The 24,902-nt window shown below is 63.7% G+C and carries 22 protein-coding genes and 1 other RNA gene; 20 read left to right on the top strand and 3 right to left on the bottom strand.

Annotation, left to right across the window (positions count from 1 at the left end; genetic code table 11):
• Positions 1-21: 21 nt before the first annotated feature.
• Both HW090_RS05890 and HW090_RS05885 read right to left on the bottom strand, forming a co-directional pair.
• Entirely contained in the window at positions 22-381 is a 360-nt protein-coding gene (locus HW090_RS05890) for a YraN family protein (protein ID WP_179112603.1), read from the bottom strand.
• Positions 378-2,132: a penicillin-binding protein activator gene (locus HW090_RS05885; RefSeq protein WP_179114841.1), complete on the bottom strand. Its 1,755-nt coding sequence runs from the start codon at positions 2,130-2,132 to the stop codon at positions 378-380. Before HW090_RS05885 ends, HW090_RS05890 begins: the two co-directional genes overlap by 4 nt.
• Positions 2,133-2,255: 123 nt before the next feature.
• On the opposite strand from HW090_RS05885, the gene rsmI reads away from it, so the two are divergent.
• The 18 genes from rsmI to lpxC all read left to right on the top strand — a co-directional run bounded on the left by rsmI (position 2,256) and on the right by lpxC (position 21,544).
• Entirely contained in the window at positions 2,256-3,125 is an 870-nt protein-coding gene (rsmI, locus tag HW090_RS05880) for a 16S rRNA (cytidine(1402)-2'-O)-methyltransferase (protein ID WP_179112602.1), read from the top strand.
• A gap of 69 nt (positions 3,126-3,194) precedes the next feature.
• Positions 3,195-3,553, top strand: an RNA gene (gene rnpB / locus HW090_RS05875) — RNase P RNA component class A.
• Between the two features lie 285 nt (positions 3,554-3,838).
• Entirely contained in the window at positions 3,839-4,294 is a 456-nt protein-coding gene (gene mraZ, locus HW090_RS05870) for a division/cell wall cluster transcriptional repressor MraZ (protein WP_179112601.1), read from the top strand.
• Positions 4,291-5,238 carry a 16S rRNA (cytosine(1402)-N(4))-methyltransferase RsmH gene (rsmH, locus tag HW090_RS05865; RefSeq protein ID WP_179112600.1) on the top strand — a complete coding sequence of 316 codons (948 nt, stop codon included), beginning with the start codon at positions 4,291-4,293 and terminating at the stop codon, positions 5,236-5,238. Before mraZ ends, rsmH begins: the two co-directional genes overlap by 4 nt.
• Positions 5,235-5,525, top strand: coding sequence for a cell division protein FtsL (gene ftsL / locus HW090_RS05860; protein WP_179112599.1), 291 nt, complete (start codon positions 5,235-5,237; stop codon positions 5,523-5,525). The genes rsmH and ftsL overlap by 4 nt, the downstream gene beginning before the upstream one ends.
• Entirely contained in the window at positions 5,522-7,240 is a 1,719-nt protein-coding gene (locus HW090_RS05855; RefSeq protein WP_179112598.1) for a penicillin-binding protein 2, read from the top strand. The genes ftsL and HW090_RS05855 overlap by 4 nt, the downstream gene beginning before the upstream one ends.
• Positions 7,240-8,703: a UDP-N-acetylmuramoyl-L-alanyl-D-glutamate--2,6-diaminopimelate ligase gene (locus HW090_RS05850; RefSeq protein WP_179112597.1), complete on the top strand. Its 1,464-nt coding sequence runs from the start codon at positions 7,240-7,242 to the stop codon at positions 8,701-8,703. Before HW090_RS05855 ends, HW090_RS05850 begins: the two co-directional genes overlap by 1 nt.
• The gene (gene murF, locus HW090_RS05845; protein ID WP_179112596.1) at positions 8,696-10,072 is read left to right on the top strand and encodes a UDP-N-acetylmuramoyl-tripeptide--D-alanyl-D-alanine ligase; all 1,377 of its coding nucleotides are present in this window, start codon (positions 8,696-8,698) and stop codon (positions 10,070-10,072) included. The genes HW090_RS05850 and murF overlap by 8 nt, the downstream gene beginning before the upstream one ends.
• Positions 10,072-11,154 (top strand): phospho-N-acetylmuramoyl-pentapeptide-transferase, encoded by a 1,083-nt coding sequence (gene mraY / locus HW090_RS05840; protein WP_179112595.1) that lies wholly within the window; start codon positions 10,072-10,074, stop codon positions 11,152-11,154. Before murF ends, mraY begins: the two co-directional genes overlap by 1 nt.
• 3 nt (positions 11,155-11,157) lie before the next feature.
• The gene (gene murD / locus HW090_RS05835; protein ID WP_179114840.1) at positions 11,158-12,504 is read left to right on the top strand and encodes a UDP-N-acetylmuramoyl-L-alanine--D-glutamate ligase; all 1,347 of its coding nucleotides are present in this window, start codon (positions 11,158-11,160) and stop codon (positions 12,502-12,504) included.
• Positions 12,501-13,739 carry a putative lipid II flippase FtsW gene (gene ftsW / locus HW090_RS05830; protein WP_256930789.1) on the top strand — a complete coding sequence of 413 codons (1,239 nt, stop codon included), beginning with the start codon at positions 12,501-12,503 and terminating at the stop codon, positions 13,737-13,739. Before murD ends, ftsW begins: the two co-directional genes overlap by 4 nt.
• Positions 13,729-14,799 (top strand): undecaprenyldiphospho-muramoylpentapeptide beta-N-acetylglucosaminyltransferase, encoded by a 1,071-nt coding sequence (murG, locus tag HW090_RS05825; RefSeq protein ID WP_179112593.1) that lies wholly within the window; start codon positions 13,729-13,731, stop codon positions 14,797-14,799. The genes ftsW and murG overlap by 11 nt, the downstream gene beginning before the upstream one ends.
• Positions 14,792-16,234 carry a UDP-N-acetylmuramate--L-alanine ligase gene (gene murC / locus HW090_RS05820; protein ID WP_179112592.1) on the top strand — a complete coding sequence of 481 codons (1,443 nt, stop codon included), beginning with the start codon at positions 14,792-14,794 and terminating at the stop codon, positions 16,232-16,234. Before murG ends, murC begins: the two co-directional genes overlap by 8 nt.
• Positions 16,231-17,175, top strand: coding sequence for a D-alanine--D-alanine ligase (locus HW090_RS05815; RefSeq protein ID WP_179112591.1), 945 nt, complete (start codon positions 16,231-16,233; stop codon positions 17,173-17,175). Before murC ends, HW090_RS05815 begins: the two co-directional genes overlap by 4 nt.
• A gap of 4 nt (positions 17,176-17,179) precedes the next feature.
• Positions 17,180-18,028, top strand: coding sequence for a cell division protein FtsQ/DivIB (locus HW090_RS05810; RefSeq protein ID WP_179112590.1), 849 nt, complete (start codon positions 17,180-17,182; stop codon positions 18,026-18,028).
• 13 nt (positions 18,029-18,041) lie between these two features.
• The gene (gene ftsA, locus HW090_RS05805) at positions 18,042-19,286 is read left to right on the top strand and encodes a cell division protein FtsA (RefSeq protein WP_179112589.1); all 1,245 of its coding nucleotides are present in this window, start codon (positions 18,042-18,044) and stop codon (positions 19,284-19,286) included.
• Between the two features lie 52 nt (positions 19,287-19,338).
• Positions 19,339-20,523: a cell division protein FtsZ gene (gene ftsZ / locus HW090_RS05800; protein ID WP_179112588.1), complete on the top strand. Its 1,185-nt coding sequence runs from the start codon at positions 19,339-19,341 to the stop codon at positions 20,521-20,523.
• Positions 20,524-20,632: 109 nt separating this feature from the next.
• The gene (gene lpxC, locus HW090_RS05795; RefSeq protein WP_179112587.1) at positions 20,633-21,544 is read left to right on the top strand and encodes a UDP-3-O-acyl-N-acetylglucosamine deacetylase; all 912 of its coding nucleotides are present in this window, start codon (positions 20,633-20,635) and stop codon (positions 21,542-21,544) included.
• 93 nt (positions 21,545-21,637) lie between these two features.
• On the opposite strand, the gene recN is transcribed toward lpxC, so the two are convergent.
• On the bottom strand, positions 21,638-23,311 hold the full coding sequence (recN, locus tag HW090_RS05790; RefSeq protein WP_179112586.1) for a DNA repair protein RecN: 1,674 nt from the start codon (positions 23,309-23,311) through the stop codon (positions 21,638-21,640).
• A gap of 254 nt (positions 23,312-23,565) precedes the next feature.
• Here recN and HW090_RS05785 point away from each other — a divergent pair, with 254 nt between their 5' ends.
• Positions 23,566-24,351, top strand: a complete 786-nt coding sequence (locus HW090_RS05785; RefSeq protein WP_179112585.1) for an energy transducer TonB — start codon at positions 23,566-23,568, stop codon at positions 24,349-24,351.
• Positions 24,348-24,800: a ribosomal protein S18-alanine N-acetyltransferase gene (gene rimI / locus HW090_RS05780; RefSeq protein WP_179112584.1), complete on the top strand. Its 453-nt coding sequence runs from the start codon at positions 24,348-24,350 to the stop codon at positions 24,798-24,800. The genes HW090_RS05785 and rimI overlap by 4 nt, the downstream gene beginning before the upstream one ends.
• Positions 24,801-24,902: the final 102 nt, after the last annotated feature.

Below are 24,902 nucleotides of genomic sequence, written 5' to 3'. Positions count from 1 at the left end.
GTTGTGCGGGTGTCTGGGGAATCAGCAGTCGAATGCGTTGCGCAACCAGTTCGTTTCCTGCTGCGAGCCCATCGCTATGACATCGAACCGGCAGGGGTGGTTGCTCCAGCGCTTTTCCTTCTGCAGGAAGAGCTGCGCGGTGCGGATCAGCTTCTGCCGCTTGCGGGTATCGACACTCTCCAGGGCGCCGCCCCAGGCGGAATGCTTTCTGTAGCGCACCTCGACGAAGACCAGCGTATCGCCGTCGAGCATGATCAGGTCGATTTCCCCGAGGCGGCAGGACCAGTTGCGAGCCAGCAGGCGCAGTCCCTGAGTGTTCAGGAACGCCAGGGCGTGCGCTTCCGCGGCACGCCCGCTGTCCTGCCGGCCATTGTCTGTCATGGTGTGTCGTCGAGGCGCTCGATCTGGCCGTTGTGGAACTGGGCCCAGGGCAGCCTGCGCTCGATCCGGCGCTCCGGGCTGAGCGTCAGGGTGCCAGACAGGCCTTCCAGCTCGGTTTCAGGCATGGCCAGCAGTTGGTTCAAACGAGGGGCCAGCAGGTAGGCATCGGCGCCCATGGCGTACAACCGCCCCAGGCTGCTGCCGGCTTGCGGCCACTTCTGTTCGACCTGCAGGCGCAGAGGCAACTGGCTGTCCAGCAGCCAGGGTGTCTCGGCGAAGCGAATGCCTTCCAGGTCGAGGTACTGGGCGCGGTCATTGTTGGCCGAGAACAGGTGCGACGTGGCATAGACCGGCAGGTCGTCCGCGTACTGGAACACCAGGGTCGGTTTGACTTGCTGTGCCTGTTGCGGCGTTGCCGCGAGGAACAGGAAGTCCACGTCCTGGCGCCGGGTCGGGGTATCGCCGGACGTCAGTTGCAGCAGGCGTGCGATCTGTCCCGCCAGCTCGACCGGCTGGCCCAGGGATTCAGCGGCCACCAGGGTGCCGCCTTGTGCCGCCCAGCTCTGGCGGAAAGCCTGCAACACCCGATTGCCCCATTCACCTTGCGTGGTCAGTGCGATGGCGCGGCGATGGCCGTCGGCCCAGGCGCGGCGTGCGACTTCCCGGGCTTCGTCCTCGGCCGCGAGACCGAACTGGAACAGCTGTGGCGGTGCCACCTGGCCGGCGTCGCTGTAGTTGAGGGCGAGGGTGGGCAGGGGCAGCGACTGGCGTTCGGCCAGCTTGCGCACCTGTTCCTTCTCCAGCGGGCCGACGATCAGTTGCACGCCATCGCGGGAGGCACGCTGGTAGAACTCGTCGATAGAGGTAATGCGGCTGCTGTCGTAGAGCTCGATCTTCAGGTCGGAGCGGCCCGTTTCCGATTGCAGGTGGGCGGTCAGGAAGCCGTCGCGCAGTGCGCGGGCCGGACCCGCCAACGGGCCGTCGGTCGGGAGCAGCAGGGCGATGTGGTTCAGGGGCTGGTCTTCGAGTTGCAGCAGCTTGTCGAGTGGCGCGGGCAGGCGGAGGGCTGCCGGGTGCTGCGGGTATTGCTGGCGCCAACTGTCGATGGCGTTCTGTTGCTGGCCCAGCGTGCCGGCCTGCTTGAGTGCATTGCCCAGGTTCAGCCAGCCCACCAGGGTGGCGTCGCCGGTGGCGTGCAGGTCGTTGTCAGGCAAACTGGAAACCAGTCGCCAGATAGCCTCATGGTTGTCATCGGCGCTCACGCCAATGAGCAGCGGTGCCAGTTCGACACGCTCGCGTGCGGCGGCCAGCGGTTGTTTGTCGGCTTCCAGTGCCTGGGCACGAACCAGGCGGCTTTGTATCTGCTGGTTCGCGGGGAGTTCGGCGAGCCTTTCGAAGGCTGCATGCCGGAAGGCATCCAGAGCCTGCTTAGGCTGGCCGTCGGCCAGTGCCTGCTCCGCAGTCAGGGTGCGGGCGAATATCTGCTGCGCTGGTTTCAGGGTTTTCAGGTCGATCTGTCGAATGATATCGACCGCCTGCTTCAGATTGCCTTGCTGGTAGCTTTGCTGGGCGGCCGACAGTCGCAACTGGGCGGCCTTCTCCGGGGCGCTGTCCTGGGCCTGTTGCAGCAGTTGCTGCGTACTGGCCTGTGGCGTGCGTGGCAGTTCGCCGAGGGTGGAAGAGGGAGAAGACGAGCAGGCCACCACCAGGGCGGCGAGGCAAAGTGTCAACAGTGGGCGTAAGCAGGCCATCATGGGTGATATTCCTGGAAGACAATCGCGAAGAATGCCCCGATTGTACCCAAGCCTGTGCCTTGCGGGGACATTGCCGGGCTACAATGCGCGCTTTCGCCACTTTCAGACGAGGTGTGAGTCGTGACTGCTACGGATGCCCCGAATGCCACAGCGGGTACGCTTTATGTGGTCGCCACGCCAATCGGCAATCTGGAAGACATCAGTGCCCGTGCGTTGCGCATATTGCGCGAGGTTGCGCTGATCGCTGCCGAAGATACCCGTCACTCGATTCGTCTGTTGCAGCATTTCGGCATCGATACGCCACTGGCCGCCTGCCATGAGCACAACGAGCGCGAAGAGGGCGGCCGTTTTCTCACGGCCTTGCTGGCGGGGAGCCATGTGGCGCTGATCTCCGATGCCGGTACGCCGCTGATTTCCGATCCCGGTTATCACCTGGTGCGCCAGGCGCGCCAGGCCGGTGTGCGCGTCGTTCCCGTGCCAGGTGCCTGCGCACTGATCGCAGCCTTGTCGGCAGCGGGTCTACCGTCGGATCGCTTCGTCTTCGAAGGTTTCCTGCCGGCGCGCCAGGCGGCGCGACTGACACGGCTCGAAGCGCTGCGGGAAGAGTCGCGAACGATGATCTTCTATGAAGCGCCACATCGCATCGTCGAATGCCTGGCCGATCTCGAGGCCGTTTTCGGTGGGCAGCGCCAGGCGGTGCTGGGGCGTGAATTGACCAAGACCTTCGAGACGCTCAAAGGGGCGCCGCTTGCCGAGTTGCGGCCATGGGTCGAGGGCGATGCCAATCAGCAGCGTGGCGAATGTGTGGTGCTTGTGGAGGGATGGCAGGCGCCCGAGGGCGAGGATGCGGTGGATGCGCAGGCCGTGAAAGTGCTGGACCTATTGCTCGAAGAGTTGCCGCTCAAACGGGCGGCCGCGCTGGCCGCGCAGATTACCGGTGTGCGCAAGAACCTGCTGTATCAACTGGCCCTGGAGCGCAAGGCCGACTGAATGGGCGACGAGTCCGTCGTCCGGTTGCCGCTTGCGGGTGATGGCACAGGGCTGTAACCTGCGCGGCGGAGAGTCGATCGGACAGTCGCTGTTCCCTTTTGTTCCGCAAAAGGGGAGGGAGGAAAGTCCGGGCTCCATAGGGCAAGGCGCCAGGTAACGCCTGGGAGGCGTGAGCCTACGGAAAGTGCCACAGAAAATAACCGCCTAAGCGTTTCGGCGCCGGTAAGGGTGAAAAGGTGCGGTAAGAGCGCACCGCACGGCTGGCAACAGTCCGTGGCTAGGTAAACCCCGCCTGGAGCAAGACCAAATAGGGATCCATTGGCGTGGCCCGCGCTGGATCCGGGTAGGTTGCTAGAGGCAGTCAGTGATGGCTGTCGTAGAGGAATGACTGTCCTCGACAAAACCCGGCTTACAGATCGACTCTCCACCTCCTTTCCTGCTGTCTGTCGCCTTTCTTGAAATTTCTGAAAGCACTCACTCCTGACAAATTACTTTAAGTTTGTCGGGTAGCTGTTTGTTCCTCCGCGTCTTATTTCTCCAGTGCCCGTTTTTGCCCCCTCAAGTTTCCCTAAATTCCCGTCCTGTAAGGGATTTTCCCGTCAACGCCGCCTTGACGGTGGGGTAGTGCATTTCTATAGTGCGCACAAGTGGTAGAAAGTGGTGAGAAGTGGGTGAATATGGGTTCGGAAGGTTAATTCAGGGGACGGACTGCCGTGTTTCGCGGAGCAAATGCCATCAACCTCGACGCAAAAGGGCGCTTAGCGATGCCAAGCAGGTATCGCGACGAGCTCGTTTCGCGTTGTGGTGGGCAGTTGATCGTGACCATCGATGCCGTCGACCGTTGCCTCTGCATCTACCCACTGCCCGAATGGGAACTGATCGAAGCGAAGCTGCGTGAACTGCCATCCCTGCGCGAAGAAGCGCGTCGCCTGCAACGCCTGTTGATCGGCAATGCGGTGGACCTGGAGATGGATGGCACTGGTCGTGTGCTGGTGCCGCAGCGGCTTCGCGAATACGCCGGCCTGGACAAGCACGCCATGCTGGTGGGGCAACTGAACAAGTTCAACCTGTGGAACGAGGCCGACTGGAACGCTCAAGCCGATGCGGACCTGGCGGCTATAAAACAACCCGGCGGCCTGCCGGAAGAACTGCGTGATCTTATCCTGTGAATCCGAACAGCAGCTTGGCGCATATCACCGTACTGCTCGACGAGGCCATCGAGGCCCTCGCCGTGCGTGCGGATGGCCGCTACCTGGACGGTACTTTCGGGCGTGGCGGGCACAGCCGTAAGCTGTTGCTCAGGCTTGGCCCACAGGGGAGCCTGCTCGGTTTCGACAAGGACCCGCAGGCGATTGCCACGGGGCAGGCATTGGCGGCCGAGGACGGCCGCTTTGTCGTTGTGCAGAGAAGCTTTGCCGAGCTGGGCGAAGAGATCGCACAGCGTGGCTGGTCTGGAAGTGTCAGTGGCGTGTTGCTGGACCTGGGCGTGTCGTCGCCGCAACTGGACGACCCCGAACGTGGTTTCAGCTTCCAGCACGACGGCCCGCTGGACATGCGCATGAACCCTGACAGCGGCGTCAGTGCTGCGCAGTGGATCGCCAGCGCCAGCGAAGACGAGATCGCCCGCGTATTCAAGGATTACGGCGAGGAGCGCTTTGCCAAGCGTATGGCGCGTGCCGTGGTGCTGCGTCGCCAGGAAACTCCTTTCGAGCGTACCGCTGACCTGGCCCAGGTTCTGACGGTGGCGAATCCGGCCTGGGAGAAAGGCAAGAACCCTGCGACCCGCGCGTTCCAGGGGCTGCGCATTTTCATCAACAATGAGTTGGGCGATCTCGAGCGTGGTCTTGACGCCGCGCTGGATGCGCTTGAAGTCGGTGGGCGACTGGTGGTGATCAGCTTCCACTCGCTGGAAGACCGCATCGTCAAGCAGTTCATGCGCCGTCAGGCCAAGGGTGAGGCCGACACCTTGCCACGCGGCCTGCCGATCATTCCCAAGGCGTTCGAACCTCGCCTGAAGCTGTTGGGCAAGCCGGTTTTCGCATCTGAGGAAGAAGTCCGGGCCAATCCCCGCTCACGCAGTGCCGTGATGCGCATCGCGGAGAAACTCAGATGAGCCGTTCTCTGCATTCGATGCCGCGTGGCAGCCTGCTGATGCTGGTCCTCTTTATCGCCGTACTGCTGTCGGCCATCGGTGTGTCCTACAGCGCCCACTGGAATCGCCAACTGCTCAATGAGCTGTATAGCGAACTCAGCGAGCGCGACAAGGCACAGGCCGAATGGGGGCGTCTGATTCTCGAACAGAGCACCTGGACCGCGCATAACCGTATCGAGACCCTGGCCCGCGAACAATTGAAGATGCACATCCCCGAAGCGGTGGATGTAAGGCTGGTGGCACCATGAAACTGCCAGGCGCGCTCTATCCCTGGCGTTTTCGCATCGTCCTGCTGCTGCTGGCGCTGATGGTTGGTGCCATTTCCTGGCGTATCGTCGACCTGCAAGTGGTCGATCAGGACTTCCTGCAAGGCCAAGGGGATGCGCGCAGCGTCCGGCATATTCCGATTCCCGCTCACCGTGGGCTGATCACCGACCGCAACGGTGAGCCGCTGGCCGTGAGTACGCCGGTCACAACGCTGTGGGGCAACCCCCGTGAGCTGCAAGCTGTCCGTGGCCGCTGGAACGAGTTGGCCAAGGCGATTGGCCAGGATCCCGCGACCCTGTCCGCGCGCTTGCAGCAACAGGCTGCCCGCGAGTTCACTTATCTGGTGCGCGGCCTGACCCCGGAGCAGGGGCAACAGGTGCTGGACCTGAAGATTCCCGGCGTTTATGCCCAGGAAGAGTTTCGCCGCTTCTATCCCGCCGGCGAAGTGGCCGCGCATGTGATCGGTTTCACCGATATCGACGACCGTGGCCGCGAAGGCATGGAGCTGGCCTACGACGAGTGGCTGGCCGGCGTGCCAGGCAAGCGCCAGGTACTCAAGGACCGTCGTGGCCGGCTGATCAAGGACGTGCAGGTCACGCAGAACGCCAAGCCGGGCAAGACCCTGGCGCTGTCCATCGACCTGCGTCTGCAATACCTGGCCCACAGCGAACTGCGCTCCGTGGTGCAGGAGTTCGGCGCCAAGGCCGCCAGCCTGGTCATGGTCGACGTGAAGACCGGCGAGATCCTCGCCATGGCCAACCAGCCGACCTACAACCCGAACAATCGCCGCAACCTGCAGCCGGCCGCCATGCGCAACCGCGCCATGATCGATGTCTTCGAGCCGGGGTCGACGATCAAGCCGTTCAGCATCGCCGCAGCCCTGGGCACCGGCAAGTACAAGCCTGATTCGGTCGTCGACACCTCGCCGGGCAGCATGCGTATCGGTCGCTACACCATTCGCGACGTCTCCCGTGGCGGCATGCTGACACTGACCGGCATCCTGATGAAGTCGAGCAACGTCGGCATCAGCAAGATTGCCCTGAACATCGGTGCAGAGCCGGTCTACTCGGTTCTGCAACAAGCGGGTTTTGGCCAGGACACGGGGCTGGGCTTCCCCGGTGAGCGAGTGGGCAACCTGCCCAACCACCGCCGCTGGCGCGATGCCGAGACGGCTTCGCTGGCCTATGGCTACGGCCTTTCGGTCACGGCCGTGCAGTTGGCCCATGCTTATGCGTTGCTGGGCAACGATGGTGTCAACGTTCCTCTTTCTCTGCTGCGGCTGGATCGGCAGCAGCAGGGCGTCCAGGTCATCGACAAGCAGATTTCCAGTACGGTGCTGCGCATGTTGCAGGCTGTCGTCGAAGAAAATGGCGGCGGTGGCGTACGCGCCCGCGTGCCGGGCTATCACGTCGGCGGCAAGAGCGGCACGGCGAAGAAAATCACTGGCACCGGCGGTTACACCGAGGACGCCTATCGCTCCTTCTTTGCCGGTGTCGCGCCGCTGGCCAATCCACGTATCGCTGCGGTCGTGGTGGTCGACGAGCCCTCCAAGGGTGGCTACTACGGCGGCCTGGTCGCGGCGCCGGTATTCGGCAAGGTGATGGCGCGTGCGCTGCGCCTGATGAACGTCACTCCCGACAACCTGCCGGACGTGAAGACCGCGCAGGCAGTCGAAGGCAAGGGAGGGCGTATCTGATGCCGATGCCACTGAACCAGCTATTGCCACAGGCCGACAGCTCGGTACTGATCCGTGAACTGACACTGGACAGCCGCAAGGTGCGCCCGGGTGACCTGTTCCTGGCTGTGCCCGGTGCATTGCAGGACGGTCGTGCACACATCCCCGATGCGATTGCCCGGGGCGCGGCAGCCGTTGCCTATGAAAGTGAAGGTGCACAAGACATCTGGGCCGTCGGAGCCACCCTGCTGCCGGTGCGCAACCTGGCGAGCCAGTTGTCGGCGATTGCCGGACGCTTCTATGGCGAGCCGAGCCGCAGCCTGCGCCTGGCCGGTATCACCGGCACCAACGGCAAGACCAGCGTCAGCCAATTGGTGGCCCAGGCACTCGACCTGATGGGCGAGCGTTGTGGCGTCATCGGCACGCTGGGAACGGGTTTCTACGGCGAGCTGGAACAAGGGCGGCACACCACGCCTGACTCCCTCGGGGTGCAGGCAACTCTGGCGCGCCTGAAGCAGGGCGGCGCTCGTGCGGTGGCCATGGAGGTTTCTTCCCATGGCTTGCAGCAGGGACGGGTGGCGGCGCTCGATTTCGACGTGGCGGTCTTCACCAACCTGTCCCGCGATCACCTCGACTATCACGGCACCATGCAGGCCTATGGCGAGGCCAAGGCTGCGCTGTTCGCCATGCCGGGCCTGGACTGCCGGGTCATCAATCTGGACGATGACTTCGGGCGGGAACTGGCGGCGCGAGAGCATGACTCACGCCTGATCACCTACAGCCTGGACGATGCCTTGGCCTACCTTTATTGCTCGCAAGTGAGCCTGGACGACAATGGTATTCGCGCCCGCATCGTCACGCCGCAGGGCGAAGGCTCCCTGCACAGCAAGCTGCTGGGGCGCTTCAACGTCAGCAATGCGCTGGCGGCGATCGGTACCTTGTTGGCGATGGGGTATCCGCTGGATGAAATCCTGGCGGTCTTCCCTGACTTGCAGGGACCTGCAGGCCGTATGCAGCGCCTGGGCGGTCATTGCCTGCCACTGGTGGTGGTCGACTACGCCCATACCCCGGATGCCCTGGAGAAAGTCCTGCTGGCCATGCGTCCGCATGTGCAGGGTAGCCTGACTTGCCTGTTCGGCTGCGGTGGCGAGCGCGACCGTGGCAAGCGTCCGTTGATGGCCGCCGTGGCCGAGCGCCTGGCCGACCAGATACTGGTGACCGATGACAATCCGCGTGGCGAAGAGCCCGCGTCGATCCGTGAAGAAATCATGCAGGGCTTCACCGCCAAGGCCCGCGTTCGCCAGATCGCCGGGCGTGCCGAAGCCATCGCCGAAGCCATCGCGCTCAGCCAGGTTGGCGATGTCGTGCTGCTGGCCGGCAAGGGGCATGAGGACTACCAGGAAATCGCCGGCGAGCGTACGGCCTTTTCCGATCTGCTCGAGGCGCAGAGCGCGCTGGCGGCCTGGGAGGTGAACCATGCTTGAGTCCATGCGCCTCAGTGACTTGGTCATGCCGCTGTCCGGGCGTCTGCTCGGCGGCGATGCCAGTTTTGTCTCTGCCAGCATCGACAGCCGGGCGATCAAACCGGGCCAGGCCTTCGTCGCCCTGACCGGGCCGCGCTTCGATGGCCATGACTATCTCGCCGAGGTGGCTACCAAGGGCGCCGTGGCGGCGCTGGTCGAGCGTGAAGTCGAAGGGGCGCCACTGCCGCAACTGATCGTCCGCGACACCCGTCTCGCACTGGGTCAGTTGGGTGCGCTCAAGCGTTCGGCATTCGACGGCGACGTGATCGCCGTGACCGGCTCCAGCGGCAAGACCAGTGTCAAGGAGATGCTGGCCTCCATCCTGCGTGCCTGCCATGGAGAAGAGGCCGTGTTGGCGACCCGTGGCAATCTGAACAATGATCTTGGCGTTCCCCTGACGCTGCTGGAACTGACCCGTCACCACAGCAGCGCCGTGATCGAAGTCGGTGCGTCGCGCCCCGGTGAAATTGCCTACACGGTCAGTCTGGCGCGGCCACATGTCAGTGTGATTACCAACGCGGGCAGTGCCCATGTCGGCGAGTTCGGCGGGCCGGAGAAGATCGTCCAGGCCAAGGGCGAGATCCTCGATGGACTGGACGAGAACGGCGTCGCCATCCTCAACCGCGACGACAAGGCCTATGGCGAGTGGGTTGCGCGTGCCGGCCTGCGGCGTGTGCTGAGTTTTGCACTAGACGCCGACAAGGCCGATTTCCAGGCGCTCGCCATCGCCCAGGACTCGCGCGGTTGCCCCAACTTCACCTTGCGCAGCCCGGTCGGTACGGCCGTGATCCAGCTCAACCTGCTGGGTCGTCACAACGTCGCCAATGCCCTGGCTGCGGCTGCTGCCGCTCATGCGGTGGGCGTAGACCTCGAATATATCGTTGCCGGTCTGCAGGCCCTGCAACCCGTCAAGGGTCGTGCCGTTGCCCAGGTGCTGGCAACGGGCGTGCGCCTGATCGATGACAGTTACAACGCCAACCCCGCGTCCATGCTGGCCGCGATCGATGTGCTATCCGGTTTCGCCGGGCGGCGCGTGCTGGTGCTGGGTGACATGGGCGAACTGGGCGCGTGGGCCGTACAGGCACATGAAGAAGTGGGCGCCTATGCGCGCGGCAAGGTCGATGCGCTCTATGCCGTCGGCCCGCTGATGGAGAACGCGGTATCGGCCTATGGCCTGGGCGGGGTGCATTTTGCCGAGCAGGCCTTCCTGATCGAGGCCTTGCGCACCGAAAACGCCGCCAACACGACGATTCTTATAAAAGGCTCACGCAGTGCGGCGATGGACAAGATCGTCGACGCACTGGCAGAAACTGCCACGGAGAAACATTGATGCTGCTGTTGCTCGCTGAGTATTTGCAACAATTCCACAAGGGCTTCGCAGTCTTCCAATACCTGAGCCTGCGCGGAATCCTTGGCGTGCTCACGGCGCTGGTGTTGTCGCTGTGGATGGGCCCCAAGCTGATCCGTACCCTGCAACTGCGCCAGATCGGCCAGGCCGTGCGTGACGATGGCCCGCAATCGCACCTGTCGAAGAAGGGCACGCCGACCATGGGCGGCGCGCTGATCCTCAGCGCCATCGGCATCAGCACTCTGCTGTGGGCCGACCTGAGCAACCGTTACGTCTGGACCGTGCTGCTGGTGACATTCCTGTTTGGTGCCATCGGTTGGGTCGACGACTACCGCAAGGTGATCGAAAAGAATTCCCGTGGCTTGCCGAGCCGCTGGAAGTACTTCTGGCAATCGGTGTTCGGCCTGGGCGCGGCGGTCTTCCTTTATATGACCGCGCAGACGCCGGTGGAAACCACGCTGTTCCTGCCGTTGTTGAAGAACATCGAGATCCCGTTGGGCATCGGCTTCGTGGTGCTGACCTATTTCGTCATCGTCGGCTCGAGCAACGCGGTAAACCTGACCGATGGCCTGGACGGCCTGGCGATCATGCCGACCGTGATGGTCGGCGGTGCGCTCGGAATCTTTTGCTACCTGTCGGGCAACGTCAATTTCGCCGAGTACCTGTTGATTCCCTACGTACCGGGTGCCGGCGAGCTGATCGTGTTCTGCGGCGCGCTGATCGGCGCCGGCCTGGGCTTCCTCTGGTTCAACACCTACCCGGCGCAAGTCTTCATGGGCGACGTGGGTGCGCTGGCGCTGGGCGCCGCGCTGGGCACGATTGCAGTGATCGTTCGCCAGGAAGTGGTGCTGTTCATCATGGGCGGCGTGTTCGTCATGGAAACCCTGTCGGTGGTGATCCAGGTCGCCTCGTTCAAGCTGACCGGCAAGCGCGTGTTCCGCATGGCGCCGATTCACCACCATTTCGAACTCAAGGGCTGGCCCGAACCACGGGTCATCGTACGTTTCTGGATCATCACCGTGATTCTGGTGCTGATCGGCCTTGCCACGTTGAAACTGAGGTAATTGATTGTGTTGATAGCCTCCGACCAGTTCCGCATCGTTGTCGGCCTCGGCAAGAGCGGCATGTCCCTGGTTCGCCACCTGGCGAGCCGGGGCATTGCCTTTGCCGTGGTCGACACGCGCGCGAACCCGCCGGAACTGGCGAGGCTGCGCGAGCAATACCCGGACGTCGAAGTGCGTTGTGGCGAGTTGGAGGTGGACTTCCTCTGCCGCGCCGCCGAACTGCTGGTCAGCCCTGGCGTGGCGCTGAGCACGCCGGCCCTGCGGCGTGCCGCCGAATGCGGTGTGCGGCTGTCGGGGGATATCGAACTGTTCGCGCGTGAGGCGAAGGCACCGATCGTCGCCATCACCGGCTCCAACGCCAAGAGCACGGTGACCACGCTGGTCGGCGAGATGGCGGCGCAGGCGGGGCTCAAGGTGGCCGTCGGCGGTAACCTGGGTACGCCGGCCCTCGACCTGCTGGCCGATGACGTACAGCTTTATGTGCTGGAACTCTCCAGCTTCCAGTTGGAAACCACGGATCGCCTGGGCGCCGAAGTGGCCACCTGCCTCAATGTCAGCGAAGACCACATGGACCGCTACAGCGGCCTGCCGGCCTATCACCTGGCCAAGCACCGGGTCTTCCGTGGCGCGCGCCAGGTGCTGGTGAACCGTGATGATGCCCTGAGCCGTCCGCTGCTGGTCGACGATGTGAAAGTCTGGAGCTTCGGCCTGGGCCGTGCCGATTTCAACGGTTTCGGTCTGCTCGACGTCGACGGCTGCAAGTGGCTGGCCTTCCAGTTCGAGCCGCTGTTGCCGGTAAGCGAATTGAAGATCCGCGGTTCGCACAACCAGTCCAATGCCCTGGCCGCGCTGGCCCTGGGGCATGCGGTGGGGCTGCCGTTCGAGGCCATGCTGCAGACGCTGCGCACCTTTGCCGGCTTGCCGCACCGTTGCCAGTGGGTCGGTGAGCATGCCGGCGTGGCTTATTACGACGACTCCAAGGCCACCAACGTCGGCGCCGCCCTGGCCGCGATCGAGGGTCTGGGTGCGGATATCGACGGCAAGCTGGTGCTGATCGCCGGTGGCGATGGCAAGGGTGCCGACTTCTCCGCGCTACGCGAGCCGGTGGCCCGCCATTGCCGTGCGGTGGTGTTGCTCGGACGTGATGCCGGGCTGCTGGCCGAGACGCTGGACGGTGCGTTGCCGTTGATTCGGGTCGAGAGCCTGGACGATGCGGTCGCCCAGGCGGCTGCCGTGGCGCTGCCGGGGGATTCGGTGCTGCTGTCGCCCGCGTGCGCCAGCCTGGATATGTTCAAGAATTTTGAAGAGCGCGGGCGTCTGTTCGCCGCCGCGGTAGGAGGGTTGAGCTGATGCTGGCCTTCCTGCGCAGTGCCCCGTCCCCACTGTTCGGCCGTCGTGGCCTGGATGTCGACTTCCCCATGCTCGCCGGTTGCCTGGCGCTGCTCGGGCTCGGGCTGGTGATGATCACCTCGGCCTCCTCGGAAGTGGCCTCGGTCAACTCGGGCAATGCGCTGTACCACATGAGTCGCCACCTGGTTTATGTGGCCCTTGGGCTGGTCGCCGCCGCGATGACGCTGCTGGTGCCGATTGCCACCTTGCAGCGCTTCGACTGGGTGCTGCTGTTGATGGGGTTCGCTCTGCTGGTACTGGTACTGGTGCCGGGCATCGGGCGTGAAGTGAACGGCTCCATTCGCTGGATCGGTTTCGGCGCGTTCAACGTTCAGCCATCGGAGCTGGCCAAGGTTTTCGTCGTGGTCTATCTCGCCGGCTACCTGGTTCGGCGGCAGAAAGAAGTGCGTGAAAGTACCTGGGGCTTCCTCAAGCCGTTCCTGGTGTTGCTGCCGATGGCCGGCCTGCTGATGCTGGAGCCTGACTTCGGTGCCACCGTGGTGATGATGGGCTCGGCAGTGGCCATGCTGTTCCTTGGCGGTGTCGGGCTGTTGCGTTTCAGCCTGCTGGTCGCCCTGGGCGTGGGCGCCGTCTACGTGCTGGTGCAGACCCAGGAGTATCGTTTGCAACGGCTGATCGCGTTCACCGATCCCTGGGCAGACCAGTACGGTTCCGGTTATCAATTGACCCAGGCACTGATTGCCTTTGGACGCGGCGAGTGGCTTGGTGTCGGCCTGGGCAACAGTGTGCAGAAGCAATTCTACCTGCCGGAGGCGCACACCGATTTCGTGTTCTCGGTATTGGCCGAGGAGCTGGGCATGGTCGGGGCGCTGGCAACGGTCTGCCTGTTTGCCTTCGTCGGCGTGCGTGCGCTGTATATCGGTCTGCAGGCTGAGCGGGCCAAGCACTTCTTCTCCGCCTACGTCGCCTGGGGGCTGGCTTTCCTGTGGCTGGGGCAATTCCTGATCAATATCGGTGTGAATACCGGCTTGCTGCCGACCAAGGGCCTGACCCTGCCGTTCCTCAGCTATGGCGGTAGTTCGCTGGTGGTGACCTGCGCCAGCATGGCGTTGCTGCTGCGGATCGAATGGGAGGCCCGTCACTCCTTCGGCAGTGCCGAGGCAGATTTCGACGAAGAAGACTTCCAGGAGCCGGCATCGGCGCCTTCCACGCGGGAGGTGAACCATGGCCGCTAGCATCCTGATCATGGCCGCTGGCACCGGCGGGCATGTGTTCCCGGCGCTGGCCTGTGCGGCGGAGTTCCGCGCGCGTGGCTATGACGTGCACTGGCTGGGGACGCCCCGTGGCATCGAGAACGAGCTGGTGCCCGCCGCCGGCCTGCCGCTGCACCGGATTGAAATCAGCGGGCTGCGCGGTAAAGGCGTGTTGTCGCTGCTGAAAGCGCCGCTGCAACTGCTGCGCTCGCTGTTGCAGGCGCGTCGCGTGATTCGTGAAGTGCGTCCGGTCTGCGTACTCGGCCTGGGTGGCTATGTCACCGGGCCTGGCGGCCTGGCAGCGAAGCTGGCGGGTATCCCGCTGGTCATCCATGAGCAGAACGCTGTGGCCGGTACCGCCAACCGGGCGTTGTCCACCTTTGCCCAGCGGGTCTGCGAAGCATTCCCCGAGACGTTCGCTGCCAGCGACAAGCGCCGCACGACCGGCAACCCGGTGCGCCGCGAACTGTTCACCGACGCCCCGAGGGCCGCGCTGGCCGGACGTCGGGCACGCCTGTTGGTGCTGGGTGGCAGCCTGGGCGCCGAGCCGCTGAACAAGCTGCTGCCGCAAGCCCTGGCGCAGGTCGCGCCGGAGCTGCGCCCGGAAGTGTTCCACCAGGCTGGCAAACAGCACGCCGAGGTCACCCGCGAGCGTTATGCGGCGGTACAGGTAGAGGCCGGTGTGGAGCCTTTCATCCATGACATGGCCAAGGCCTACGCCTGGGCCGATCTGGTGATCTGCCGCGCCGGCGCCCTGACGGTCAGTGAACTGGCGGCTGCCGGCCTGCCGTCGTTCCTGGTGCCGCTGCCGCATGCCATCGACGATCACCAGACGCGCAATGCCGAATATCTGGCGAAGGAGGGCGCAGCCTTCCTTCTGCCGCAAGCCAAGACTGATGCGGCCCGACTGGCCGAGCAGCTTACCGAGGTCATGATGCAACCCGAACGATTAGAGGCAATGGGCGCCAGCGCACGGCGACTCGCAAAGCCCGATGCGACAGCGAATGTAGTGGACATCTGCCTGGAGGTGGCCAATGGCTAAGTCTCCTGCGGCGGTCAAGGCGGAAGTCCGGCGTATGCGTCGGATTCGCCGTATCCATTTCGTCGGTATCGGCGGTGTCGGCATGTGCGGTATTGCCGAAGTGCTGCTCAACCTGGGCTACGAAGTGTCCGGTTCCGACCTCAAGGCTTCGGCGACCACCGAGCGCCTGGCCAGCTTCGGCGCGCAGATTTTCATCGGCCACCAGGCGGACAACGTCACCGGCTCCGACGTGCTGGTGGTTTCCAGCGCGGTCAACGAGTCGAACCCGGAAGTGGCCGTGGCGCTGGAGCAGCGCATCCCGGTAGTGCCGCGTGCAGAGATGCTGGCCGAGCTGATGCGCTACCGGCATGGCATCGCGGTCGCCGGCACCCATGGCAAGACCACCACCACCAGCCTGCTGGCCTCGGTGTTCGCCGCGGGTGGCCTGGACCCGACCTTCGTCATCGGTGGCCGCCTGACTGCCGCCGGCACTAACGCCAAGCTGGGCGAGAGCCGCTACCTGATCGCCGAAGCCGACGAGAGCGACGCCAGCTTCCTGCACCTGCAACCGATGGTGTCGGTGGTGACCAACATCGACGCCGACCATATGAGCACCTATGGCGGCGACTTCGGCAAGCTGAAGAAAACCTTCATCGAGTTCCTGCACAACCTGCCGTTCTACGGCCTGGCCGTGCTTTGTGTGGACGATCCGGTGGTGCGCGAGATCCTGCCGCAGATCGCCCGCCCGACCACCACCTACGGCACCAGCGAAGATGCCGACGTGCGTGCGGTGGACATCCGCCAGGAAGGCATGCGCACCCACTTCACCGTGCTGCGCCAGGGCCGCGAGCCGATGGCGGTGTCGGTGAACATGCCGGGCAACCACAACGTCCTGAATGCCCTGGCGACCATTGCCATCGCCACCGACGAAGGCATCAGCGACGATGCCATCCTGCAAGGGCTGTCGGGCTTCGAAGGCGTCGGTCGGCGTTTCCAGGTCTATGGCGAGCTGGAAGTCGAGGGCGGCAACGTGATGCTGGTAGACGACTACGGCCATCACCCGCGCGAAGTGGCGGCGGTGATCAAGGCCGTCCGTGGCGGTTGGCCGGAGCGGCGCCTGGTGATGGTGTACCAGCCGCACCGCTTTACCCGTACCCGCGACCTCTACGAAGACTTCGTGCAGGTGCTGGCCGATGCCAACGTGTTGCTGCTGATGGAAGTCTACCCGGCCGGCGAGGAGCCGATTCCCGGTGCCGACAGCCGTCACCTGTGCCACAGCATCCGTCAGCGTGGGCAACTGGACCCTATCTATATCGAGCGTGACGTCGAGCTGGCGCCGCTGGTCAAGCCGCTGCTGCGGCCAGGCGACATCCTGCTCTGCCAGGGCGCCGGCGACATTGGTGGTCTCGCACCACAACTGATCAAAAGTCCGCTGTTCAAGAGGAAAGCCCAATGAGCGCCCTGCAATCGACCCGTGACCCACGCGCCTTTGGCCGTGTCGCCGTGCTGTTCGGCGGTCGCAGTGCCGAGCGCGAGGTTTCCCTGAAATCCGGGGCTGCAGTGCTGGACGCGTTGCGCTCGGCCGGTGTCGACGCCTTCGGCATCGACGTTGGCGACGACTTCCTGCAGCGTCTGGTCAGCGAGCGTATCGACCGTGCTTTCATCGTGCTGCATGGCCGCGGTGGCGAGGACGGCAGCATGCAAGGGCTGCTGGAGTGCGCCGGAATTCCCTATACCGGCAGTGGCATCCTCGCCTCGGCCCTGGCGATGGACAAGCTGCGCACCAAGCAGGTCTGGCAGAGCCTGGGCCTGTCCACACCGCGCCATGCCGTGCTGGCCAGCGAGGCGGACTGCCGCGCGGCTGCGCAGGCGCTCGGTTTCCCGCTGATCGTCAAGCCGGCCCACGAAGGCTCCAGCATCGGCATGGCCAAGGTGGACGACCTGCCTGGACTGGTCGAGGCCTGGCGTGCCGCCAGCGGTTTCGACTCGCAGGTGCTGGTGGAGCAATGGATCCAGGGGCCGGAGTTCACCATCGCCACCCTGCGTGGCCAGGTGCTGCCACCGATCGGCCTGGGCACGCCGCACAGCTTCTACGACTACGACGCCAAGTACCTGGCCTCCGACACCCAGTACCGCATTCCCTGTGGCCTGGACGCCGACAAGGAACAGGAACTCAAGGAACTGACCGCGCGCGCCTGCGAAGCCGTCGGCATCAAGGGCTGGGCCCGTGCCGATGTGATGCAGGACGCCGACGGGCGCTTCTGGCTGCTGGAAGTGAATACCGTGCCGGGCATGACCGACCACAGTCTGGTGCCGATGGCGGCCCGTGCCGCCGGGCTGGATTTCCAGCAACTGGTGCTGGCCATCCTCGATGAAAGCCTGGAAGTGGAGGCCTGACGCCATGATCGCCACGCTGCGTCACACTCAGCCAGCCGGAGCTCGCAAGCCGTCGCCTCGTGGCGCCAGTCGGCTGGTCGAGCCGAAGCCGCTGGGTGCGCGCCTGCCGCGTGTCGATCTGAGCGGGCTCAAGCGCCTGCTCTGGCCGTTGCTGCTGGTTGGCCTGCTGGTCAGCCTGTATGAACTGGGCGTACGCCTGATGCCCTATGCCGACCGGCCCATCGCCAAGGTCAGTGTGCAGGGCGACATGAGCTATATCAGCCAGCAGGCGATACAGCAGCGTATCGCGCCCTTCGTCGAGGCAAGTTTCTTCAAGGTCGACCTGAATGGCCTGCGCAGCAACCTCGAAGAGATGCCCTGGATCTCCCATGTGGAAGTCCGCCGCGTCTGGCCGGACCAGGTTGCGCTGCGTCTTCAGGAGCATCTGCCCATCGCGCGTTGGGGCGACGAGGCGCTGCTGAACAACCGTGGACAGGCTTTTTCGCCAAATGACCTGACACATTATGAACACTTGCCACAGTTGCATGGTCCCAAGCGCGCTGAACAGAAAGTCATGCAGCAATATCAAATGCTTAGCCAGATGTTGCGGCCTCTCGGCTTTTCCATCCAGCGTCTGGAGTTGCGCGAGCGGGGCAGTTGGTTCCTCAGCACCAACCAGGGGTTGGAGCTGTTGCTGGGACGGGATCATATCGTCGAGAAGATGCGTCGTTTCACCGCCATCTATCAGCAGGAACTGGCGCCGCAGAGTGAGAAAATTGCCCGGATCGACCTGCGCTATGCCAACGGCCTGGCCGTGGCCTGGCGCGAACCGGTCCACCTGGCGGACGAGTTGACCGCCGCCGTGAAGAATTGAGGAACGAAAGAGAATGTCCAGCGTGCAGAGTGGCAAGATGATCGTCGGACTCGATATCGGCACCTCCAAGGTCGTTGCCCTGGTGGGTGAAGTGTCGGGGGATGGCGAACTGGAAATCGTGGGTATCGGTACCCATCCGTCGCGCGGCCTGAAAAAGGGCGTCGTGGTGAATATCGAGTCCACCGTGCAATCCATCCAGCGGGCGGTCGAAGAGGCCCAGTTGATGGCGGGCTGCCGTATCCACTCGGCTTTCGTCGGCCTGGCGGGCAACCATGTGCGCAGCCTGAACTCCCATGGCATCGTGGCGATCCGTGATCGCGAAGTGAGCGGTGCGGACCTGGAACGTGTCCTGGACGCAGCCCAGGCCGTGGCGATTCCGGCTGACCAGCGCGTGCTGCACACCCTGCCGCAGGACTACGTCATCGATAACCAGGAAGGCGTGCGCGAGCCACTGGGCATGTCCGGCGTGCGCCTGGAAGCCAAGGTGCACGTGGTGACCTGTGCGGTGAACGCCGCGCAGAACGTCGAGAAATGCGTGCGTCGCTGTGGGCTGGAAGTCGACGACATCATTCTCGAACAACTGGCCTCGGCCCACGCGGTGCTGACCGATGACGAGAAGGAACTGGGCGTGTGCCTGGTGGACATCGGCGGTGGCACCACGGATATCTGCATCTTCACCGAAGGCGCCATTCGCCATACTGCGGTGATCCCGATCGCGGGCGACCAGGTCACCAATGACATCGCCATGGCCCTGCGTACGCCGACCCAGTACGCCGAGGAAATCAAGATTCGCTATGCCTGCGCCCTGGCCAAGCTGGCGGGCGCCGGCGAAACCATCAAGGTGCCGAGCGTTGGCGACCGTCCGCCGCGCGAGCTGTCGCGCCAAGCGCTGGCCGAGGTGGTGGAGCCGCGTTACGACGAACTGTTCACCCTGATCCAGGCCGAACTGCGTCGCAGCGGCTACGAAGATCTGGTGCCCGCCGGCATTGTCCTGACCGGTGGTACATCGAAGATGGAAGGTGCCGTGGAACTGGCCGAGGAAATCTTCCATATGCCGGTACGCCTGGGTTCGCCTCATCGCTTCAAAGGGCTGGCCGACGTGGTGCGCAACCCGATCTATTCGACCGCTGTCGGCCTGTTGCTCTACGGCTTGCAGAAGCAGACGGACGGCACGCCATCCGCTGGCAGCGGGACGACGGAAGAGAACAAGACATCCGTTCTGGAGCGGCTGAAAAGCTGGGTCCAGGGCAATTTCTGAGCAATGCAGTGCAGCTGTAACACAAAACTAGAAAGTTGGAAGGAGAGAGAAAATGTTTGAACTGGTCGATCACACCCCGCAAAACGCGGTCATCAAAGTCATCGGTGTCGGTGGTGGCGGTGGCAACGCAGTCAATCACATGGTGCGCAACAACGTCGAAGGCGTTGAGTTCATCTGCGCCAATACCGATGCCCAGGCGCTGAAGAAGGTCGAGGCGCGCACGGTGCTGCAACTCGGTTCTTCCATCACCAAGGGCCTGGGTGCCGGCACCAACCCGGAAATCGGTCGCCAGGCCGCTACCGAAGACCGCGAGCGCATCGCTGAAGTGCTGGAAGGCGCCGACATGGTCTTTATCACCACGGGCATGGGTGGCGGTACCGGTACCGGCGCTGCGCCGGTGATCGCGTCGGTCGCCAAGGAAATGGGCATCCTGACCGTGGCCGTGGTCACCCGTCCGTTCCCCTTCGAAGGCCGCCGCCGTATGCAGGTCGCCGATGAAGGTATCCGTGCGCTGTCCGAGTGCGTCGACTCGCTGATCACCATCCCCAACGAGAAGCTGCTGACCATCCTCGGCAAGGACGCCAGCCTGCTGTCGGCCTTCGCCAAGGCGGACGACGTATTGTCCGGCGCCGTGCGTGGCATCTCCGACATCATGCAACGTCCCGGCCTGATGAACGTCGACTTCGCCGACGTCAAGACCGTCATGGGCGAGATGGGCATGGCCATGATGGGTACTGGCTGCTCCACCGGGCCGAACCGTGCCCGTGAAGCGACCGAGGCGGCGATCCGCAACCCGCTGCTGGAAGACGTCAACCTGCAGGGCGCTCGCGGCATCCTGGTCAACATCACTGCCGGTTTCGACCTGTCCCTGGGCGAGTACGCCGCAGTGGGCGAGATCATCGAAGCCTTCGCGTCCGACGAAGCCACCGTCAAGGTCGGTGCCGTGATCGATCCGGACATGAGCGACGAACTGCATGTCACCGTGGTTGCCACTGGCCTCGGCCCGCGTGGCGAGAAGCCGGTCAAGGTGGTCGACAACACCCTGAGCGCCCCGAGCGTCGCGGCTGCCGTGATTCCGGCGCGTAACGAGCAGGCTGCGGTCAACTACCGCGAACTGGAGCGTCCGACCGTCATGCGCAACCAGGCACAGGCTGCCGCGACCGCAGCCCGCCTGAACCCGCAGGAAGACCTGGATTACCTGGACATTCCAGCGTTCCTGCGTCGTCAGGCCGATTGAATCAGTTTATCGAGGGGATAGGTGTGATCGGTATTCAGCAAACAGGGCTTCTGCTATCATCGCAGCCCTTTACTGAAAGCCATTCGCAGCGGATACAGCGAACCAAGCCATGATCAGACAACGCACACTGAAGAACACCATCCGCGCTACTGGCGTCGGCTTGCACTCGGGGGAAAAGGTCTACCTGACCCTGAAGCCTGCACCGATCGACAGCGGTATCGTGTTCTGCCGCACCGATCTCGTGCCTCCCGTGGAGATTCGCGCGCTCGCGCTGAATGTCGGGGAAACGACCATGTCTACGACGCTGGTCAGCGGTGATGTCAAGGTCGACACAGTGGAGCATCTGCTTTCGGCCATGGCCGGATTGGGCATCGACAATGCCTATGTCGAGCTTTCCGCCTCCGAAGTGCCGATCATGGACGGCAGCGCCGGCCCCTTCGTGTTCCTGATTCAATCGGCAGGCCTGCAAGAGCAGGACGCCCATAAGAAGTTCATCCGCATCAAGCGGGAAGTGACGGTGGTGGATGGCGACAAGCGCGCTACCTTCCTGCCGTTCGAGGGTTTCAAGGTCAGTTTCGAGATCGACTTCGATCATCCGGTCTTCCGCGGTCGTACCCAGACTGCCAGCGTGGATTTCTCCAGTACTTCCTTCGTCAAGGAAGTCAGTCGTGCCAGGACCTTCGGGTTCACCCGCGACCTGGAATTCCTGCGTTCGCATAACCTGGCTCGCGGCGGCAGTGTGGAAAACGCCATCGTTGTCGATGACGATCAAGTGCTTAACGAGGACGGCCTGCGTTACGAGGACGAATTCGTCAAACACAAGATACTCGATGCCATTGGCGACCTTTACCTCCTGGGGACCAGCCTGATCGGCGAGTTCCGTGGCTATAAGTCGGGGCATGCGTTGAATAACCGCCTGCTGCGCTCGCTGATGGAGCAAGAGGATGCCTGGGAGCTGGTCACCTTCGACGACCCTGAAACCGCGCCCATTTCTTATATGCGTCCGGTTGCAGCCGGCTAAGCAATACTCTCTTTCCTTTTAAGCCACCTTCGGGTGGCTTTTTTTCGTGTGCAGGAAATGCTGGTGCGATAGCCGCCAGGTGTCTTTGCGTGGTTACAACTGTGCGGCTTCTACCATCTGCCGGGCATGTGCGAGGGATTGCTCCGTCAGTTCCACGCCGCCGAGCATGCGGGCGATCTCTTCGATACGACTGTCGTCCAGCAGGCTGCTGACAGCGGTACGGGTTTCATCCTGGCCACGCGCCTTGTGCACGAACAGGTGGTGATGGCCCTGGGCTGCGACCTGGGGCAGGTGGGTGACGGTCAGGACCTGCCCGCGCTCGCCCAGGCGGCGTAGCAGCAGGCCGACGACTTCCGCGGTCGGGCCACCGATGCCGACGTCCACTTCATCGAAGACCAGTGTCGGCGTACGCGAGGTCTGGGCAGTGATCACCTGGATCGCCAGGCTGATGCGCGACAGTTCACCCCCCGAAGCCACCTTGGCCAGGGGGCGGGGCGGTTGCCCAGGGTTGGCGCTGACCAGGAACTCGACCTGTTCCAGTCCTTGCGGGGGCCGCTCGTCGGTTGCCGTGGGCTTGAGCTGGATACAGAACTTCCCGCCAGGCATGCCCAGTCGCTGGATCTCTTCTTCCACCGCTCGGGCCAGGGGCTCTATCGCGCTCTGGCGCCTGGCGCTCAATGCGTTGGCTTTCTCGTCGTAGTCGTGCGCCAGGCCCGTGAGTTCCTGTTCGAGGCGGACCAGGGTTTCGTCATCGGCATTGAGATTCTCCAGCTCCTCCAGCAGTTGTTGCTGAAGGGCGCAGAGTTCTCCGGGCTGTACCCGGTGCTTGCGGGCCAGGGTGTAGATGCTGTCCAGGCGTTCTTCCAGGAATTGCTGGCGCTGCGGGTCGTCGTCGAAATGATCGAGGAAGCGGTTGAGTTCGCCCATGGCTTCCTCGACCTGGATCTGCGCACTGGCCAGCAGGTTGCTGGCTTCGCCCAGTGCACTGGCGTTGCCCTGTACGCTGGCGAGGCGTTGCAGGCTGGCGTTGAGCAGCGACAGCACGTTGCCGGCATCATTCTCGCTGCAGATGTCCAGCACCTGCTGGCAGGTGCCGAGCAGTTGCCCGGCGTTGGCCAGGTTGCGATGTTCCTGCTCCAGTTGTTCCAGTTCGTTCTCGCCCAGGGAAAGGTTTTCCAGTTCTTCCAACTGGTAGCTGAGCAGTTGGTGGCGTGCGCGCTGTTCCTCGCTACTGTTGCTCAGGCGCTCCAGTTCCTGGCGGGTCTGGCGCCAGCGCTGGGCAGCCTGCTGGACCTGACGGGCCAGTTCCTGGTTGCCGCTGTACTCGTCGAGCAGGCGCCGGTGGGTGTCGTGTTTCAGCAGGGATTGGTGTTCGTGCTGGCTATGGATGTCGATCATCAGCTCGCCCAGCGCCTTGAGGTCGCCCTGGGGGCAGGGGGTGCTATTGATGTAGCAGCGCGAGCGGCCCTCGGCCGTGATGACCCGCCGCAGGATGCAGGGGCCGTCGTGCTCCATGTCGCGTTCGGCCAGCCAGGTGCGGGCGTCGGGTATGTCTTCGAGGTCGAAGCTGGCGAGGATGTCGGCCTTGTCCGCGCCGGTGCGCACCGCGCTGCTGTCGGTACGATCACCCAATGCCAGGCCGAGGGCGTCGAGCATGATCGACTTGCCGGCACCGGTCTCGCCGCTGATCACGCTCATGCCGCGCTTCAGTTCGAGGTCGAGGTGCTCGACGATGGCGTAGTTGCGGATGGACAGATGAACCAGCATGGCGAGGCTCCCAAGGTTGATTGCTGTGTATTTATACAGTTCTTTTTTTCGTGCTTCAAGCTGTGGGGGAGGCCATTACTGGAAGCTTTTTCCCACTCGTCGATCCTCTCCCGCAAGCGGGTGAAGGAGAAGGCGTGCCTGGTTGTACTGTCCGGACACGGACTGGTACGTCGCACCAAGGCCTGAAGCTGCTTGTGACCTGCCGCCCGCTACGCGACAATCCCTGTCTTTGATTTCTCGGACAGGTGCGAAGCTTGAACGCAGAGTTCCGCCGTAGGGCCTATCTGGATGCCATGCAGGTGACATGCTGGCTGCCGCGTACCCTGTTGCCGTTTGCCGCACCCTCCCGGCCAGCGCTGCTGGAGGTGGTCGAGGTCTCGCCTGAGCCTGTCGTCATCCCCGAGCGCTCCGTCGAGCCTGTCGTTGCCGCTGAACCGGTGGTCGCGGGTGAGGTATCGCGTCCCTTGCGGGAACGGATGATGCCGCCGGCCGTCGAGGCCGCTCCAGCGGTTGCGGAGGTTGCCACTCCGGTCGAGGTCGAGGCGCCCAGGGTGCCGCCGCCCCGGTTTTCCCTGCAATTGCTGCGTGCCGGCAGTTGCCTGCTGCTGGTGGAGCTGCCGACTGGCGAACCTTTCCAGAGCCGTGATCCTGCCTATGTGCTGCTCAAGGACATCCTCAAGGCTGCCAGACTGCCCGACCGTCCCCAGCAGGTGGGCGATGGCGAGCCGATACGCTGGCCCTTGCTGCACCGTGGCAGCCTCGACCAGGGTGCCGAAGCGGCGTGCGACTACGTGCAAGGCGTGCTCATGGCCGAACTGGAGCAGATGGGCAGCGATTGCCTGTGGCTGATCGGGCTGCCGGCGCTGCGCTTTGCTGGAGAAGTCGGCCTCGAAGCCTGCTGGCGTGAGTTGGATATCGAAGGTGTCGGACGGGCGCTGGCGATACCGGGCCTGGAGTCACTGATGGAAGAGCCGGCCAGCAAGGCCGAGCTATGGCGGACGATCAAGCGCAGTATGCCGCGTTGGGTAATGGGTTCATGAGCGATAGCGTGACATTCCGCCGTATGACCGAGGCGGACCTTGATGAAGTGCTGAGGGTCGAGTACGCAGCCTTCAGTCATCCCTGGACGCGCGGTACCTACCGCGACAGTCTGAAGAGCTACGAGTGCTGGGTGATGCTCGAAGGAAGCCAGCAGGTGGGGCATGGCGTGATCGATGTGATCATCGACGAGGCGCACCTGCTCAACCTGACGGTGAAACCGGAGAACCAGGGCCGCGGGCTGGGCCTGCGTATGCTGGAGCACCTGATGGCGCGGGCCCACGAGCGAGGGGCACATGAGTGTTTTCTCGAGCTCAGGGCAAGCAACCACCCGGCCTATCGCCTGTATGAGCGCTTCGGTTTCAATGAAATAGGACGCCGCCGCGATTACTACCCGGCTGTCGATGGCCGTGAAGATGCTCTGGTCATGGCGTGTGCGTTGCTGGATTGAGGTCTCGGCCTGTAGGGTGAGTCCGCTGCGGGTGGCGCGTTCCGTGATCCGGGTGCCGAGCGTTTTTTAATGTGCTTGCCGTCGCTGCGAAGTGGTTTGCCT

It is taken from the genome of Pseudomonas sp. ABC1 (assembly GCF_013395055.1).
Lineage (GTDB): Bacteria > Pseudomonadota > Gammaproteobacteria > Pseudomonadales > Pseudomonadaceae > Stutzerimonas.
This window is presented reverse-complemented; position numbering and strand designations above follow the sequence as displayed.

Coding starts and splice junctions, on each gene's coding strand:
- ftsA (WP_179112589.1), top strand. CDS start 18,042: ATGTCCAGCGTGCAGAGTGGCAAGATGATCGTCGGACTCGATATCGGC.
- murG (WP_179112593.1), top strand. CDS start 13,729: ATGGCCGCTAGCATCCTGATCATGGCCGCTGGCACCGGCGGGCATGTG.
- HW090_RS05815 (WP_179112591.1), top strand. CDS start 16,231: ATGAGCGCCCTGCAATCGACCCGTGACCCACGCGCCTTTGGCCGTGTC.
- murF (WP_179112596.1), top strand. CDS start 8,696: ATGCTTGAGTCCATGCGCCTCAGTGACTTGGTCATGCCGCTGTCCGGG.
- lpxC (WP_179112587.1), top strand. CDS start 20,633: ATGATCAGACAACGCACACTGAAGAACACCATCCGCGCTACTGGCGTC.
- HW090_RS05885 (WP_179114841.1), bottom strand. CDS start 2,132: ATGGCCTGCTTACGCCCACTGTTGACACTTTGCCTCGCCGCCCTGGTG.
- ftsZ (WP_179112588.1), top strand. CDS start 19,339: ATGTTTGAACTGGTCGATCACACCCCGCAAAACGCGGTCATCAAAGTC.
- murC (WP_179112592.1), top strand. CDS start 14,792: ATGGCTAAGTCTCCTGCGGCGGTCAAGGCGGAAGTCCGGCGTATGCGT.
- recN (WP_179112586.1), bottom strand. CDS start 23,311: ATGCTGGTTCATCTGTCCATCCGCAACTACGCCATCGTCGAGCACCTC.
- mraY (WP_179112595.1), top strand. CDS start 10,072: ATGCTGCTGTTGCTCGCTGAGTATTTGCAACAATTCCACAAGGGCTTC.
- rimI (WP_179112584.1), top strand. CDS start 24,348: ATGAGCGATAGCGTGACATTCCGCCGTATGACCGAGGCGGACCTTGAT.
- HW090_RS05890 (WP_179112603.1), bottom strand. CDS start 381: ATGACAGACAATGGCCGGCAGGACAGCGGGCGTGCCGCGGAAGCGCAC.
- ftsL (WP_179112599.1), top strand. CDS start 5,235: ATGAGCCGTTCTCTGCATTCGATGCCGCGTGGCAGCCTGCTGATGCTG.
- HW090_RS05855 (WP_179112598.1), top strand. CDS start 5,522: ATGAAACTGCCAGGCGCGCTCTATCCCTGGCGTTTTCGCATCGTCCTG.
- HW090_RS05810 (WP_179112590.1), top strand. CDS start 17,180: ATGATCGCCACGCTGCGTCACACTCAGCCAGCCGGAGCTCGCAAGCCG.
- HW090_RS05850 (WP_179112597.1), top strand. CDS start 7,240: ATGCCGATGCCACTGAACCAGCTATTGCCACAGGCCGACAGCTCGGTA.